The organism is Aeromonas sp. TECH754 (genome assembly GCF_056279295.1).
In genome coordinates, this window is sequence record NZ_JBWBRA010000001.1 from 4,496,872 (window position 1) to 4,511,652 (window position 14,781).

Annotated in this window: 15 protein-coding genes; 3 read left to right on the top strand and 12 right to left on the bottom strand. The window is 62.7% G+C overall.

Annotated elements, in window-relative coordinates:
• The first annotated feature begins 27 nt into the window (after nucleotides 1-27).
• Nucleotides 28-408: a YgiW/YdeI family stress tolerance OB fold protein gene (locus tag ACZ9IL_RS20645; protein ID WP_476005119.1), complete on the top strand. Its 381-nt coding sequence runs from the start codon at nucleotides 28-30 to the stop codon at nucleotides 406-408.
• A gap of 57 nt (nucleotides 409-465) precedes the next feature.
• On the opposite strand, the gene mltC is transcribed toward ACZ9IL_RS20645, so the two are convergent.
• The 5 genes from mltC to ACZ9IL_RS20670 form a co-directional block, all read right to left on the bottom strand.
• Nucleotides 466-1,566: a membrane-bound lytic murein transglycosylase MltC gene (mltC, locus tag ACZ9IL_RS20650; RefSeq protein WP_476005120.1), complete on the bottom strand. Its 1,101-nt coding sequence runs from the start codon at nucleotides 1,564-1,566 to the stop codon at nucleotides 466-468.
• A gap of 252 nt (nucleotides 1,567-1,818) precedes the next feature.
• Nucleotides 1,819-2,091, bottom strand: coding sequence for an oxidative damage protection protein (locus ACZ9IL_RS20655; protein ID WP_476005121.1), 273 nt, complete (start codon nucleotides 2,089-2,091; stop codon nucleotides 1,819-1,821).
• Nucleotides 2,092-2,112: 21 nt separating this feature from the next.
• Nucleotides 2,113-3,174: an A/G-specific adenine glycosylase gene (gene mutY, locus ACZ9IL_RS20660; protein ID WP_476005122.1), complete on the bottom strand. Its 1,062-nt coding sequence runs from the start codon at nucleotides 3,172-3,174 to the stop codon at nucleotides 2,113-2,115.
• Between the two features lie 208 nt (nucleotides 3,175-3,382).
• Nucleotides 3,383-4,078 carry a GspB family T2SS assembly factor variant ExeB gene (gene exeB / locus ACZ9IL_RS20665; RefSeq protein WP_476005123.1) on the bottom strand — a complete coding sequence of 232 codons (696 nt, stop codon included), beginning with the start codon at nucleotides 4,076-4,078 and terminating at the stop codon, nucleotides 3,383-3,385.
• On the bottom strand, nucleotides 4,078-5,721 hold the full coding sequence (locus tag ACZ9IL_RS20670; RefSeq protein ID WP_476005124.1) for an ExeA family protein: 1,644 nt from the start codon (nucleotides 5,719-5,721) through the stop codon (nucleotides 4,078-4,080). The genes exeB and ACZ9IL_RS20670 overlap by 1 nt, the downstream gene beginning before the upstream one ends.
• A gap of 275 nt (nucleotides 5,722-5,996) precedes the next feature.
• Between ACZ9IL_RS20670 and ACZ9IL_RS20675 the strand changes: the two genes are divergently transcribed.
• Nucleotides 5,997-7,235: a multifunctional CCA addition/repair protein gene (locus ACZ9IL_RS20675; protein WP_476005125.1), complete on the top strand. Its 1,239-nt coding sequence runs from the start codon at nucleotides 5,997-5,999 to the stop codon at nucleotides 7,233-7,235.
• A gap of 182 nt (nucleotides 7,236-7,417) precedes the next feature.
• On the opposite strand, the gene ACZ9IL_RS20680 is transcribed toward ACZ9IL_RS20675, so the two are convergent.
• Both ACZ9IL_RS20680 and ACZ9IL_RS20685 read right to left on the bottom strand, forming a co-directional pair.
• The gene (locus ACZ9IL_RS20680; RefSeq protein ID WP_476005126.1) at nucleotides 7,418-8,683 is read right to left on the bottom strand and encodes an inorganic phosphate transporter; all 1,266 of its coding nucleotides are present in this window, start codon (nucleotides 8,681-8,683) and stop codon (nucleotides 7,418-7,420) included.
• A gap of 25 nt (nucleotides 8,684-8,708) precedes the next feature.
• Nucleotides 8,709-9,389, bottom strand: a complete 681-nt coding sequence (locus ACZ9IL_RS20685; RefSeq protein ID WP_476005388.1) for a TIGR00153 family protein — start codon at nucleotides 9,387-9,389, stop codon at nucleotides 8,709-8,711.
• A gap of 168 nt (nucleotides 9,390-9,557) precedes the next feature.
• On the opposite strand from ACZ9IL_RS20685, the gene ACZ9IL_RS20690 reads away from it, so the two are divergent.
• On the top strand, nucleotides 9,558-10,517 hold the full coding sequence (locus tag ACZ9IL_RS20690) for a CYTH domain-containing protein (RefSeq protein ID WP_476005127.1): 960 nt from the start codon (nucleotides 9,558-9,560) through the stop codon (nucleotides 10,515-10,517).
• 84 nt (nucleotides 10,518-10,601) lie between these two features.
• Here the strand turns inward: ACZ9IL_RS20690 and ACZ9IL_RS20695 are convergent, their stop codons facing one another.
• The 5 genes from ACZ9IL_RS20695 to ACZ9IL_RS20715 all read right to left on the bottom strand — a co-directional run bounded on the left by ACZ9IL_RS20695 (nucleotide 10,602) and on the right by ACZ9IL_RS20715 (nucleotide 14,758).
• A complete protein-coding gene (locus ACZ9IL_RS20695; RefSeq protein ID WP_042643795.1) occupies nucleotides 10,602-11,072 on the bottom strand; it encodes an outer membrane lipoprotein in 471 nt (156 codons plus the stop codon).
• A gap of 131 nt (nucleotides 11,073-11,203) precedes the next feature.
• A complete protein-coding gene (locus tag ACZ9IL_RS20700; RefSeq protein WP_476005128.1) occupies nucleotides 11,204-11,656 on the bottom strand; it encodes a GNAT family N-acetyltransferase in 453 nt (150 codons plus the stop codon).
• Nucleotides 11,657-11,750: 94 nt separating this feature from the next.
• Nucleotides 11,751-12,155 (bottom strand): nitrous oxide-stimulated promoter family protein, encoded by a 405-nt coding sequence (locus ACZ9IL_RS20705; protein WP_476005129.1) that lies wholly within the window; start codon nucleotides 12,153-12,155, stop codon nucleotides 11,751-11,753.
• A 101-nt stretch (nucleotides 12,156-12,256) separates the two neighbouring features.
• On the bottom strand, nucleotides 12,257-14,059 hold the full coding sequence (locus ACZ9IL_RS20710) for an aminopeptidase P family protein (protein WP_476005130.1): 1,803 nt from the start codon (nucleotides 14,057-14,059) through the stop codon (nucleotides 12,257-12,259).
• A 33-nt stretch (nucleotides 14,060-14,092) separates the two neighbouring features.
• Nucleotides 14,093-14,758, bottom strand: coding sequence for a GntR family transcriptional regulator (locus tag ACZ9IL_RS20715; protein WP_476005131.1), 666 nt, complete (start codon nucleotides 14,756-14,758; stop codon nucleotides 14,093-14,095).
• Nucleotides 14,759-14,781 lie beyond the last annotated feature (23 nt).

Below are 14,781 nucleotides of genomic sequence, written 5' to 3' on the forward strand. Positions count from 1 at the left end.
TCATACCGCAACGAACAGGAGCATGAAATGAACAAAGCAAGCGTAATCGGCCTGGTGGCCCTGATGTCCGTATCCTCTTTCGCCATGGCGGCCTATACCGGCCCGCAGGAGCAGAACAAGGTGTCGGTCGCACAGCTGAAAGACGTGGCCGATGACAACTGGGTGACGCTGGAGGGCAAGCTGGTCAAGCATCTGGGCGGTGAGAACTACCTGTTCAGCGACGCCACTGGCGAGGTGGAAGTGGAAGTGGATCAGGATGTGTGGCGTGGTACCGAGGTGGGCCCGGACGATGTGATCCGCATCCGTGGCGAGGTTGACCACAGCTGGAACAAGACCGAGGTCGAGGTCGAGAGCCTGGAGAAGGTTGGCGCGGCGCCCCAGAGCAAGGGCGGCTTCATCGCCAAGTAAGCCGGCAGACGACTGGCAATGAGAAGGGCGCTCCATGAGCGCCCTTCTTGCATCCGGTCAGCCGGCCCGGCTGGCGACGGTGCGCTTGAACCCCTTCTCGGCCTGATTGACCTTGTAGAGGTAGCGGCGTGCCTCCGCCTTGGGATGTTGCTCGGTCAGCACCTGATAGACCGCCTCGGGGGAGAGCCGGTTGATCATGTCCGGGGCGGCCTTGCGGTTGCTGGAGAAGGTGTTGAGCACCCCGCCGGCCCCGCCGTTGTAGGCGGAGATCACCGCATAGCGACGGGACTGGGGATCCTGGATATCTGCCAGATAGACGGTCTGCAGCAGATGCAGATAGGCGGTCCCCACGTCGATGTTGTAGGCCGGGTTGAACAGGTCCTCCCGGGTCGGCTGGCCATTCTTGCCCTTGACCCGCACATAGACATCCCGCCCGGCGGTGGCCGGGATCACCTGCATCAGGCCATAGGCGTTGGCGTGGCTGACCGCGTAGGGGTTGAAGCTGCTCTCGGTCTTTATCACCGCATAGATCAGGCTCTCGGCGACGCCGTACTTGCGGGAGGCATCGCGGATGATGCTGGCGTACTTGTAACCGCGCCTGTCCTCGTGGTTCGCCACCATGGGCATGTCGACGAAGAAGATGGTGCGGATACCGAGGGTGCGCTTCTTCATGGCCGTGGTAAGCAGGTAGTCGGCATAGCGCTCGGCGCGCCAGTCGGAGCGGATCGGCTGTCCCTGATTGTCCAGTACCTGGCCATAGAGGAAGGGCTCGCCGCCGGGCATGATCTCCCGATCCGAGTAGAGATCCACTTCCGCCGGATCGTCCGGGGTCAAAAGGGTCTCGATGATGGCGCGGCGCAGGTGGGCACGAGGATCGATTCCGGAGACGGTCTCCACCATGATGTGGCCGCTGGCGAAGTCGATGTGGGCCCGGCTCTTGTACTGATCCGTGTATTTGACGTAGTCAAACTTGCCCGCAAACAGCGCCTCACGCCCCCAGATCTCGTTCACGTTATGGGATAGCGCACTGATCATGTGTTCGAAGCCGCGCACGTCCTTGCCGTCGACCAGATCCTCGTCCTCTGCACCGGGTTTGGGAGAGGAGGAGCAGGCAGAGAGAAACAGCAAGGCGCACAGCAGCCAAAAAATTCGACCCATAAGATCCTCAAGCTGGGCGGCGAGGCCGCCCGTCATTCATCGGTTGTGAGTCAGGGGAGATAGGGCCATCGAGGGCCAGGAGTGAGAATGCGTCACCCTGCTCACAGGTAAAATTCACTGGCTGCGGGCAAGGAGAGAGAGGGTCGCCGATGACCACTTGCCGGCGTGCTCATCCCCCGTTGGCTGCGCCAGCAGAGGGATGATGGTCCATGACCACGCTTTGGCACTCTGCGCCTTGCTCACCGATAGCGCTTACTGGCTGGGAGGGGTGTAACCGTCGATGGCCACTTCGCCCGCCTCGAACAGGTAGCTCACCATCTCCTTCTCCAGCAGCTGACGATGCTCGACATTCATCATGTTCAGCTTCTTCTCATTGATCAGCATCACCTGCTTTTTCTGCCACTCGGTCCAGGCTTCCTTGCTGATGTTATCGAAGATCCGCTTGCCGAGTTCACCGGGGTAGAGTTGAAAATCCAGACCCGGCGCTTCTTTATTCAGACGCTGACAAAATACGGTACGGCTCATGTTGACCTCTATGGTTGCGAGTCAGGGTTGTAAGTCCGGGTAGGCGAGCAGACGGGCCGTGGCGGCCGCCAGCCCCACCTCGGCAGGATGGCGTAAGTTATACCAGAGTCGGGAATCCGCTTCCATGAGCAGCGGGGGCGGCGGGGCAGCCATTTCGATCAGCAAAGGCCGGATATCGAGGTGAAAGTGACTGAAAGTGTGGCGAAAGCCAGTCAGTTCTCGATAGTCGGTCTCGTCCAGCCCCAGCGATTGCAAGCGTCCTTCCACCTCGGCCAGCGACTCGACCTGCGGGAAACAATAGAGCCCGCCCCAGATCCCTTGTGGCGGCCGCTTCTCCAGCAGCAGCTGCTCCCCCTGGCGAATGATCAGCATGATACCAGCGCGGGCCGGGATGCTCTTCTTCGGTTTGCTGTTGGGGTAAGCGGTGGGTTTGCCCTGCGACAGCCCCTGGCAATCGAGCTGGACCGGGCAACGCTCGCAGGCGGGCTTGCTGCGGGTGCAGACGGTCGCCCCCATGTCCATCATGGCCTGGTTGTACTGGGCCACGCCGAGCCGGGGGGTGAGGCGGGTCGCCAGCTCCCACAGATCGTTTTCCACCTGCTTCTGGCCGGGCCAGCCCGGCAGCGCCAGCCAGCGGGTGAGCACCCGCTTCACGTTGCCATCCAGGATGGCGTGGGGCTGACCCAGCGACAGGGAGAGCACGGCCCCGGCGGTGGAGCGACCGATGCCGGGCAGCGCCATCACCTCCTCCAGCTGTTCCGGGAACAGGCCGGCGTGCTGATCGCGGATAGTCTGGGCGGCCTTGTGCAGATTGCGGGCGCGGGCGTAGTAACCGAGCCCGGTCCAATGGTGCAACACCTCGTCGACGGGGGCGTCGGCCAGAGCAACCACATCGGGGAAGCGCGCCATGAAGCGCTCGTAATAGGGGATCACCGTCGCGACCTGGGTCTGCTGCAGCATGATCTCGGAGATCCAGACCCGGTAGGGAGTCTTGTCCTGCTGCCAGGGCAGGGTCTTGCGGCCGTGGATCTGGTACCAGTCCAGGATCCGGGTGGCGAAAGTCGCGTTGTCTGAGTTGCTCACATTATGCTCATATTATTGATTTAAAACAAAAACGGCTAACGTGTAGCATTCTTGACGCTGATACCAGTGCAACGCCCGGGTGGCGAAAGTCGCGTTGTCTGAGTTGCTCACGTTGTGCTCATATTGTGTTCGTTTGATCGATTAAAAAGGGGAGCTCTCGGGCTCCCTCTTGCAATAAATGACTGGCCAGCGAGGCTGGCCAGTCGGGTTATCCGCGCCAGTCCTGCAGCGCCTTGAGACTGGCGTGCTGGCCGCCGATCTGCAGGATGATGTAATCCTGGGCGATGGCGACCAGGGTCACCCCCGGGGCGACCTCACTGCCTTCGCGCAGCTCCCGCCCGTTGATCACCACGGCCCGCTTGGCCGGATCGGAGGAGTAGTTGTGAGCCCCGTAGGACAGCGGCGGCACCTGCTGTTTCAGGGCCGGATCCAGGGCGCCGAGGGGCATGGCCTGCGGGCTGCTGGCCGCCGGTGCCGGACTGGGTTCTTCCTGCAGCGGCGTGTTGTTGAGCGCCTGCATGATGCGCTCGGCCAGGCTCTGGCTGCCATTGCTGGCGGCCGAGGTTGCCGGGGCCTGGGCCGGTGCGGCGGCTTTGGGAACGACCACGGGTTCCGGCAGCGGTGGGGGCAGGGGCCGCGTGACCAGCGGCTTGGGCTCGATCCGCACGAAGGGCGGTGTCACCACTTCCTTTATCTCGACCCGCTGTTCTATGGGTTTGAGGTGGTAGAGGTGCCAGCCGTAGTTGGCGCCCGCGCCCATGAGCAGGGCGAGGGGGGCCAGCAGCCACCAGATCCAGCGACGGTTCGGCTCCTCCTCCTGACTCACTGGCAGGCCCATGAGCGGCATGTGGGGGGTAAATTGGGGCTGATCAGCCCGGCGCAGGGCCTTGAGCAGGGTAGACATCAGGAAGCCTCCTCCACCAGGGGGTCCATGGGCTCGGCGGCCATGGTGTCCAAATCGACCGGTACGCTGTTGCGCAGGGAGTCATCTTCCAGCCTGGGCATGGGCTCACCGGCCTGTACGTTCAGCCGCAGCAGGGTATTGCTGCCGGCGATGCCGTCCGGGGTCAGCCCTTGCTCGCGCTGGAACTGCTGCAGCTTGTTCTTGAGTTCGGCATCGAAGCGGCTGACCTTGCGATCCGGTTGCTGCATGGCGCGGTTCAGCGCATTGTCCAGCCACTGCACCTGGGTCGCACCGGCATTGCTGCCGATCAGGGTCACCCCGCCCTTGGGCATGCGCCACAGCAGGGTGTAGCTGCCTCCCCAGACGTCCGACAGCCACTGGCGGTCCACCTGCCAGCTCTGATTGCCGATGAGCAGGTTGGCCTTGTCCGGCCCGAGATTCACCAGGGTGGCGTAGTAGAGACCGCCGGTCTCGTCGGTCAGACTGATGAGGGCCGGATGTTGTAGCGCCTGCAGCTCCGCCAGGGAGGCGTCGCCCTCCTGGCAGCGCAGACCGGCGCGTGGCGCGTTGTCGCAGGTTGCCTCCTCCAGCTCGGTCTGGTAGCCCCACACCTTGTAGAGATTCTGCATGGCGCTATCGGGCTCCAGCGCCTGATTGATGGCGTGGGTCAGCTGCTCCTGCTGCTCCGGGGTCTCGTCCACCTTGACCGGTACCTCCACTTTGACCAGAGGACGTGCGGGGAAGACCCCGAACAACTGCCAGCCCCACCAGCCGGTAGCAACCAGCAGGGCCCCCACCAGGGCCACGGTGAGGCCGGATTGCCAGCTGCCCTCGTCGCGGATGCCGCTCACCTCATAGGCTGCCTGGCTGATGTCGCCGTGCACTATCTTGTGGCTGCCACGGGCGAAGGCGGCGATCAGGGCGCGATCGCAGATGAGGTTGATGAGCCGCGGGATGCCGCCGGAGAGGCGATGCAGGGTCAGTATCGCCTTGGGGCTGAAGATGGGCTGGATACAGCCGGCCACCTGCAGCCGGAAGCGCACATAGGCGTCCACGTCCTGACGCGACAGCGGCAGCAGGTGATAGCGGGCGGTGATGCGCTGGGCCAGCTGGCGCAGCAGGGGCTGGCGCAACATCTGCTGCAGCTCGGGCTGGCCGATGAGCACCACCTGCAGCAGTTTCTTCTCGTCGGTCTCCAGGTTGGTGAGCAGCCGCAACTGCTCCAGCACGCCGGGCAGCAGGTGCTGGGCTTCATCTACCAGCACCACGCTGCGTTTGCCCGCCGCCAGGTTGGCCAGCAGGTGATCGCGGATGAGATCGAACAGCAGCTTGAGGCCGGCGTCCTTGTCATAGGCCAACTGGAACTCGTCGCAGATGGCCGCCAGTAGATCGCGTTCGGTCAGGGACGGATTGAGGATGTAGGCGATCTCGGTGTCGGCCGGCAACTGCTGCAGCAGGCAGCGGGAGACGGTGGTCTTGCCCGTGCCCACTTCACCGGTGAGCAGCACGAAGCCTCCCCCGTCCTGCAACCCGTAGTTGAGGTGGGCCAGGGCCTCCCCGTGACGTTCGCTCATATAGAGATATTTGGGGTTGGGCGAGATGGAGAACGGCGGCTCCGACAGACCGAAGAACTGTGTGTACATAAGGATCCATTCCATTGTTATGGGCGGCAGGTTAAAGCCTCCCCACGGGGATGTCAAAGACCCGGATACCATAAGAGGGGCATCCTGCCCAGCGGCTAAAACGACGGGGGTGATCGGGCTCGGATTATTGAAAGAAGAAGTGGATGAGCAGGAGGCATTCTGTGCTTGTCTGGCCCGGCGCATTGCCCCGATCCGAGGGACATGAGCGAGGGTATCGTCGTCTATGGCGGGCAAAAGCGGTATCATAGGTGCAGGTTTATCGAGGGAGAGTGCGCGTGCAAACTTATCTGGTTGGGGGGGCGGTCCGGGATCGCCTGTTGGGATTGCCACAGGGGGACCGGGATCATCTGGTGGTCGGCGCCACCGTGCAACAGATGCTGGATCTCGGTTTCACCCAGGTTGGCCGTGACTTCCCGGTGTTTCTCCACCCCAAGACCCAGCAGGAGTACGCACTGGCGCGCACCGAGCGCAAGCAGGGGCAGGGTTATACCGGCTTCGTCTGCCATGCGGATCCCGAGGTAACGCTCGAACAAGATTTGTTGCGCCGGGATCTCACCGTCAATGCTATCGCCGAGGATGATGCCGGGCAACTGCATGATCCCTATGGCGGCATTCGGGATCTGGAGGCACGGCTGCTGCGTCACGTCTCCCCGGCCTTTGCCGAGGACCCCCTGCGCATCCTGCGGGTCGCCCGCTTCGCCGCCCGCTTCCATGCCCAGGGTTTCACCGTGGCACCCGAAACCCTGGCCCTGATGCGTGAGATGACAGAGGCCGGTGAACTCGCCCACCTGACTCCGGAGCGGGTCTGGAAGGAGCTGGAGAAGGTGTTGCTGGGGCAGACCCCCCGAGTCTTCTTCGAGGTATTGCGGGAATGCGGCGCCCTCGAGGCGCTGTTCCCCGAGCTGGACGCCCTGTTCGGGGTGCCGGCACCGGCCAAGTGGCACCCGGAGATCGACACCGGCATCCACACCATGATGGTGCTGGATCAGGCGTGCCGGCTCTCCCCGGAGCTCGCGGTGCGCTTTGCCGCGCTGTGCCATGACTTTGGCAAGGGGCTGACACCGCCCGCGTTCTGGCCGAGCCATCACGGCCACGGCCAGAAGGGGCTGCCGCTCATCCGGGATTTCTGCGAGCGGTTCAGGGTGCCGAACGACTGCCGGGATCTGGCGCTGCTGGTGAGCGATCTGCACACCCATATCCACATCGCCTTCGAACTCAAGCCCGCGACCCTGCTCAAGCTGTTCGACAAGGCGGATGCCTGGCGCAGGCCGGAACGTTTCGCCCAGTTGCTGGACACCTGCCGCGCCGACTTCCACGGTCGTACAGGGTTTGAGGAGAAGGTCTACAGCCAGCCGGATTATGTGGCCCAGGCGCTCGAGGCGGCGCAGGCGGTACCGGTCAAGGAGATAGTGGCGGCAGGCTTCAAGGGGGAGGCGATCCGCGAGCAACTCGCCAGACTGCGGCTCGATGCCATCAGCCGGGTGCGCGATGACTGGACCTTTATCGAGGAATAGGGAAGCGGGTTGGCGCGTAGGTTGGTGCTGAGTGCAGCGAAGCCCTACCTTGATCAGGAGCCCAACGCAGGGGCTTATTCTCCCCTACATCCCCGGCCCCTCTCCCGCAGGGGAGCTGGGAGCAAAAAAAGCCCGAGTCAGTGACTCGGGCTTTTTGTCATCGGGATCCTGTGCTTGGAAGCTTATGAGAAGCAGGCCTGCAGCACGTAGAAGATGGCGATGGCCAGGATGGCGCCGGCGGGCAGGGTGATGACCCAGGAGATCACTATGTTGCGCAGCACGCCGAGGTTCAGGGCCGCGATGCCGCGGGCCAGACCCACCCCCATCACGGCACCCACCAGCGTCTGGGTGGTGGAGATGGGCAGGCCGGTACCGGAGGCGATCACCACGGTGGCGGCGGTGGCGAGCTGGGCGGCGAAGCCGCGGCTCGGGGTCAGGTGAGTGATACCCGTCCCCACGGTCGCCATCACCTTCTCACCCATGGTGGCGAGGCCGATGACGATGCCGATGCCGCCTAGCGGCAGGATCCACCAGGCGATGTGGGAGTTGCCGGTGATCTGGCCGGCGCTTTCCACGGTGGAGACCACGGCGGAGAGCGGACCTATGGCGTTGGCCACGTCGTTGGAGCCGTGAGCGAAAGCCATGGCACAAGCGGTGATCACCATCAGGATGCCGAACACCTTCTCCACGTTGGCGAAGTGCATCTTGCTGTCATCTTGCGGGTTGTACTGCTGACCGCGAATATAGAACCAGCCACCGATGGAGAGGGTTACCGAGATGGCGATGGAGAGCAGTATGCCCTCACCGTCGCTCAGGTGCAGACCGACGTGGGTCAACCCTTTCTTGATGGTCACCAGGCAGATGACCAGCGCGGTCAGGAACATGTAGAACGGGACATAGCGCTTGGCGTTGGCCAGCGGGTTGTCCGTGTTGAATATGAGCTTCTGCACGCTGATGAACATGAAGTAGGCGATGATGCCGGAGATGGCCGGGGTCACCACCCAGGAGCCGACGATGCCGCCAAACTTGCTCCATTGCACCGCTTCCGGGCCGACGCTCACCACGGCGAAGCCGACGATGGCCCCGATGATGGAGTGGGTGGTGGAGACGGGCCAGCCGAAGTAGGAGGCCAGGATCAGCCACAGACCTGCCGCCAGCAGGGAGGCTATCATGCCGAGCACCAGCACGTCTGGTGTATTGACAAAGGCATTGGTGTCGATGATGCCGTTGCGGATGGTCGCCGTGACTTCGCCGCCAGCCAGATAGGCACCGGCGAACTCGAAGATCATGGCGATGATGATCGCCTGACGGATGGTCAGGGACTTGGTGCCGACCGATGTGCCCATGGCATTGGCGACGTCGTTCGCCCCTATGCCCCAGGCCATCAAGAAGCCGAACAAGGCCGCCACGAGCACCAGGGTGGTGCCGTAATTTGCGATAATGTCCATTAGTAGTGTCTACCCAGTCAGTCGATTACGAACGAGCCAGCATCAGTTCCAGACGGGCGCCAACGCGCTCGGCCTGGTCAGCCAGGTCACCTACCCATTCGAGGATCTTGTAGAGGAACATAACGTCGATCGGATTGTATTTTTGCTCAACGGCTTGCAGCTGTTGGCGCAGCCCGATCTGCATGGTGTCAGTATCGTCCTCGATGAGATCCAGCTGATGGATCATCTCGGCAACCATTTCAACTTCACGTCCTTTAAAGCCGGTTTCGAGCAGCTCATCGAGTTCTTTGATGGCTTTTTCGGCCTGGGCGGTCGCATCGATACAACGTTTGAGATAGGCCATGAAGTCGGCGCGCATCTCGGAGGGGAATTCCATTTTACGACCAAGCATGCGGCCGGAAATATCCTTGGCACGGTTGGCAATCTTGTCCTGTTGAGTCAGCAACTCCAGCAGGTCGGTACGGGCGACCGGCAGGAACAGGCCGCGAGGCAGTTTCAGACGAATTTCACGTTTGAGGATGTCCGCTTCTTTTTCCAGCTGGGCGATATGCTGCCGGATCTTCTCGGCATCGTCCCAACGGTCTTCGGCAACGGCATCAAAGAATGGAATGAGCTGCTCGCAGCACACGTGAACCTTGACGATATGCTTCTGCAGCGGCTTGATGGGGGACTTGGCGAAAAGCCCCAAGATAGTATTTACTGGCATGGCCAAACCTGTGTCGGTGAAAAAACACTCGATACGATTTTAGGAGGGGCGCAGGATAACCGAACTATGCCCTTATTAAAACCGCGAATTAATCCTGATGATTCGCTGGCATTATATCCTCGCGATCGGGATCATGCCCCCCAAAGTTGCCTGCCGCCCGGAATGACTATGCAAACTGAGATCGAGATAAAGTTTTTTGTCGTGCGCGACATTCAAGAGAAAATATCCAACCTACTGAATAAACTCGACATTATATCCCATGGTCGACTGGAACTCGGCAATGTCTATTTCGACACGTCGGACCTTGCCCTGCGTCGGCTCGACATGGGATTGCGGATCCGCCGCAGCGATAATTTTTCTGAGCAGACGATTAAATGTCGGGGGCAGGCGGTGGGTGGATTGCACGCCCGCCCCGAATACAACGTCCCCGTGACGGGCGAATTACCGACCCTGGCCAGCTTCCCCGCCGATATCTGGCCGGGTCTGGCTGTGCGCGACGAGATCCAGTCCGGGCTGGCTGCCCAGTTTCGAACCGACTTCGTGCGTCAGCACTGGCTGATCGCGTTTGAGAGTGCCGGAGAGAGTGCCGAGATCGAGCTGGCCTGGGATCGGGGGGAGATAGTGGGCCCCCTGGGCCGTACCGCCATCGACGAGCTCGAGCTGGAGCTGAAAAGCGGCGACGCAAGCGCCCTGTTCGGGCTGGCGACCAGACTGGCGGAGCTGGACGGCATCAGGCTGGGTGCCCAATCCAAGGCCCAGCGCGGCTACCGGCTGGCGGGCCTTGGCAAGGCGCTGGCGCCGCAACCCCTGCCGGATGTGAGCGGACTCGACGCCGGGGCCTGCATCAGCCTCGGCCTGCAGCACTGGCAGCATCACGAGCAGCTTTGGCTGGAGAGCGAGGGAGTGACGCGGCAGCAGGCCTGCCTCGGGATCCTGCAGGCTTGTACTCTGATGGTCGAGGCGGCAGGCGCCCTCGCTCCCTCCTGGTTGCCAGAGCTGCTGATCCAGCAGGCCTCGCTGGTGCAGGCGGCGGAGGACGGAGAGGAGCGGTTGATGGCGCTGTTCGAGCAGGCGGCGTTTGTGCGACTGCAACTGGCGATCGCGGCCTGGTTGCATCTGGGCGCCTGATACGCGGCACCAGCGGATGACAGAAATGAAAAAAGGTGAGCTTGGCTCACCTTTTTTATGTTCGAACGAATCAGCTAGCGGGCGTCAGTTCACCACGGCCACGTTGATGCTGCCATTGCCCTGGGTCATGCGAACGCGAGCGCCCGGCACGAAGGTGGGGCTGGCTTTTTGCACCACCACTATGGCCTCGCCGTTCTCTTTCTTGATCTCGAGCTCGACGCCATCGACCTGGTTCAACTTGTCTCCGGCCGCCTTGCCCGCGGCGGCACCAGCGATGGCGCCCCCGGCGGCGGCGATGTCGCTCCCCGTGCCGCCACCTATGGTGCTGCCGAGCAGGCCACCGACCACGGCGCCACCTATGGTGCCGAGGATGGCGTTGTCCTCACCCTGGATCTTGACCGCGCGGGTGGAGACTATGGTGCCGTAGCTGACGGTCTGTACCTGCTTGGCGCGATCCTTGGTGTAGACATCGCCGGAGTAGACGTCGCTGTTGGCACAGCCCGTGATAGCGGTGGTCGCGGCCAGCAGGGTGACGAGAGTGATACGTTTCAACATGATGAGCCTCCTGGGCGGGCATCGGGTTAATCTGGTTGTTGCGTTCAACTTTACGCCAACCGGATTGCGCATTAAACCCGCAAAGTGTAACCAATTATAAAATTAAGGTGTTGATAGAGTCCTGTTTGGGGTCAGGCCAGCGATTTTTCAAGCAGCAGACGATCCTCGCCCTGGCCGAAATAGCCCGGCTCCTCGCTCAGCAAGGCATAACCGAGGCGAAAATAGAGCCGCTGGGCCGGATTGGCAGGGTCTACGGTGAGTCTGACCCGCGCTATCTGCAAGGCGGTCAGCGCCTGCTCGACCCGCAACATCATCTGCTCGGCCAGGCCGAAGCCGCGCGCCTCGGGTAGTACCGCCAGCGACAGCAGCCAGCCCTGCGACCGATCCTGTCCCATTCCTCCCAGGGCATAGCCGAGCAGTTTGCCATCCAGCTCCGCCACGATCAGCAGCTCGGGCCAGAGATCCATGGCCTGACGGAAGAAGAAGGCGGGATAGACCTCCTCCCCGAAGACGTCGGCGTCGAGCCGCCCTATGGCGTGCATGTCGGCGTGGCGGGCCACTCTCAAAATGGGGGGCGGGTGCATCCGGGCTCCTGTCGCTGGATAGGGACTGCCGGGTGGCAGTCATAAGGAGCCACAGGGTAGTGAGCGATGCGGGCCTGTGCAAGAGGGGAATGACTCAGGGCGGCAGCGGTCTGCCCTGGGGTCGTTTGGGGGCCTTGCGACGGCTGTCCAGCAGGTGGCGCAGGGCGAGCCAGGGGTGATGCCACAGCATGCGCGGGCCGCTCCAGCCCATGATCTGCTGGATCTGCCTGCGCATGGCGGGGGCATAACAGTGAATGTCGCAGTTGGCGCAGGTCGGCTTGTTGCCCTGGCCGTAACGACAACGGCGCAGCCGCTGGTGGGCGAAGTCCCGCAGTTGGCGGCAGTGCCGGCAGTCGGGATCCTGATGATGGTGGTCGCAGTAGAGGCGGATCATGGCGCTGACCGTCAACTGCTCCCGCCTGAGCCTGGGGTGCTCGGGTGCCTGGCTGGCACGGGCACTGCGACGAGTGCCGGGTTGTTCGGAGTTCATGGCGGCCATTGTCCTGACCTGAGGGGGAGGGGCGTTGATACAGGTCAAAACGGGGATGAAAAACAGGGCCCGCAGGCCCTGTTTCACCGGACAACCTCGATTGTCTGCGCTTAGATGAGGCTGGTCGCCTGCTCCAGCCAGGCGAGATCCTCGCCTTCCAGCAGCGGGCTCAGGCGGCGGAACACCTCGACATGGTAGTCGTTGATCCAGCGGAACTCGTCCTGGCTCAGCAGGCTGCGATCGATCAGGCGCGTATCGAACGGCACATAGGTCAGCCGCTCGAAGCCCAGCATCGGCAACTCGCCGCGTGGCTCCTGCTCGGTCACTATCACCAGGTTCTCGCAGCGGATGCCGAACGCATCTTCTCTGTAATAACCCGGCTCGTTGGAGAGCACCATGCCCGGTTGCAGCGCCACCAGGCTGCCCTTGGGGGCGATGCGCTGCGGGCCTTCGTGCACGCTCAGGAAGTGGCCGACGCCGTGACCGGTGCCGTGGTCATAGTTGTAACCGGCCTGCCACAGCGGCATGCGGGCCAGCACGTCGAGCTGGATGCCGGCGGTGCCGCGGGGGAAGCGAGCCTGATCCAGGGCGATGTGGCCTTGCAGTACCCGGGTAAACATCGCCTTGTGCTCCTCGCTCACCTCACCGATCTTGACGGTGCGGGTGATGTCGGTGGTGCCATCCATGTACTGGGCACCGGAATCCACCAGATAGATGCTGTCCTGGCCGAAGGTGCGCGGCACGCCGTTGGTGTGACGGTAGTGACACATGGCGGCATTGGGACCCAGCGCCGAGATGGTGTCGAAGCTCGGCTCGACATAGTGCTCCTGCTCGTGGCGGAAGGCTTCCAGCTGATCCGCAAGAGTCCCTTCATCCACCCCTTCGTACGCGCCGCTGGCGACCAGTCGATCCAGCCAGGCGAGGAAGCGGGTGACGGCGACACCGTCGCGCAGGTGGGCGGCGCGCATGCCGGCCAGCTCCACCTCGTTTTTGCAGGCTTTTGGCAGCATGGTCGGATCCTGACCCGCCACCAGGATGGCGCCGGCCTCCTCCATGATGAGTTGGGTCCAGGCGTTGGCGGTGTTCGGATCGGCCAGCACTCTCTGCTGATCCTCACCGATGCGCCGCAGCACGTCACCCAGCTTGTCGATGGGATAGACGGATACGTCCTGGCCCACGTGACGGCTGAAGGCGATGCAGTCGATCTTGTCGGTGTCGACGAAGAAATCCATGCTGGCGTTAGCGTAGAGCACGGCAAAGCCCAGCACCACCGGCAGGCGCTCCACGTCGCGGCCACGCAGGTTGAGCAGCCAGTTGATGGGCTCGGCCTGGGTCAGCAGCACCGCATCCAGCCCGCGCTTGCGCAGATCGCTGGCCAGCAGCTCGCGCTTGGCCTGGCTCGATTGTCCCGCCAGTGCCTCGCTGTAGAGGATGACCGGAGTCTTGGTGGGGGCGGGGCGGTCGATCCAGTGTTGATCGATGGGGTTTTGCTTGACCCGTACCAGTTCGATACCGCGATCCGCCAGCACCGCCTTGGCATTTTGATACCAGGCCAGGCTGTGCAGGCGGGCGTCAAAACCGACCCGGGCGCCGGATGGCAGCTGTTCCGCCAGCCACTGCACATGGGGATCTTCGTTCAGGTGGAGAAACTCAAACAACTCGGCCGGTGCCTGCATGCGGGCCTGCACAGTGTAACGACCGTCGATGAACAGAGCCGCCCGCTGCGCCAAGATGATGGCGAGCCCGGCGGAGCCGTTGAAACCGGTGATCCAGTCCAGACGCTCGGCATAGGCGGGAATGTACTCCCCCAGGTGCTCGTCGTCGTGGGGAACGATGAAGGCGTCCAGTTCTTGACTGGCCAGAGTGACCCTGACCTGGGCGACGCGGCTTTCAATAATCTCGAAATGATTCATGTCGTTACTGCCAGATTGTGGTGATGTGAGTGTTCACTGATGGTGGCTGCCTGCCAGGATCTGTCGGATCGACTGGCCGGCCGCCTCGATGTGTTGTTTGAGCAGCACCACCGCCTCGTGCTTGCGGCGGGCGCGGCACAGTTCCAGCAGCTTGGCGTGTTCGCGCTCGGCCTTGTCCACCCCGTCCTGGGCGAACAGCAGCTCGAAACGTACATAGCGATCACAGCTCAGATTGATCTGGGCGATCAGCTCCAGCGCCTGGGGGCGGTTGGCAGCCTGATAGAGGGTGGCGTGAAAACGGTGGTTCAATTCTGCCCAGTGTTCTATCTGGGTGCCGGACTCGAGCGCCAGATCAAACTGGGCCAGGATGGCTTGTGCCTTGGCGAAGGTTTCCTCCGTCATCAGGTCGACGGCGTGGAACAGGGTATCGGCTTCCAGCAAGGCTCGCAAATAAAAGAGCTCCTCGATGGCCGAGGCGTCCAGCATGGTGACCACGGCGCCGCGATGGGCCTCGAACTTCACCAGCCCCTGTGCCTCCAGCTGCATCAGGGCTTCGCGCACCGGGATGCGGCTCACCGCCAGCTCCTTGGCGATGGCATCCTGGCGCAGGGGAGCGCCGGCGGCAAACTCGCCGCGCAGGATCCGGCTGCGGAGGTTCTCCATCACCATCTGGGTGCGGGTCTTGTAGGGTGGGTTCATGCTCGGGTCACGGGGTAGGTTGC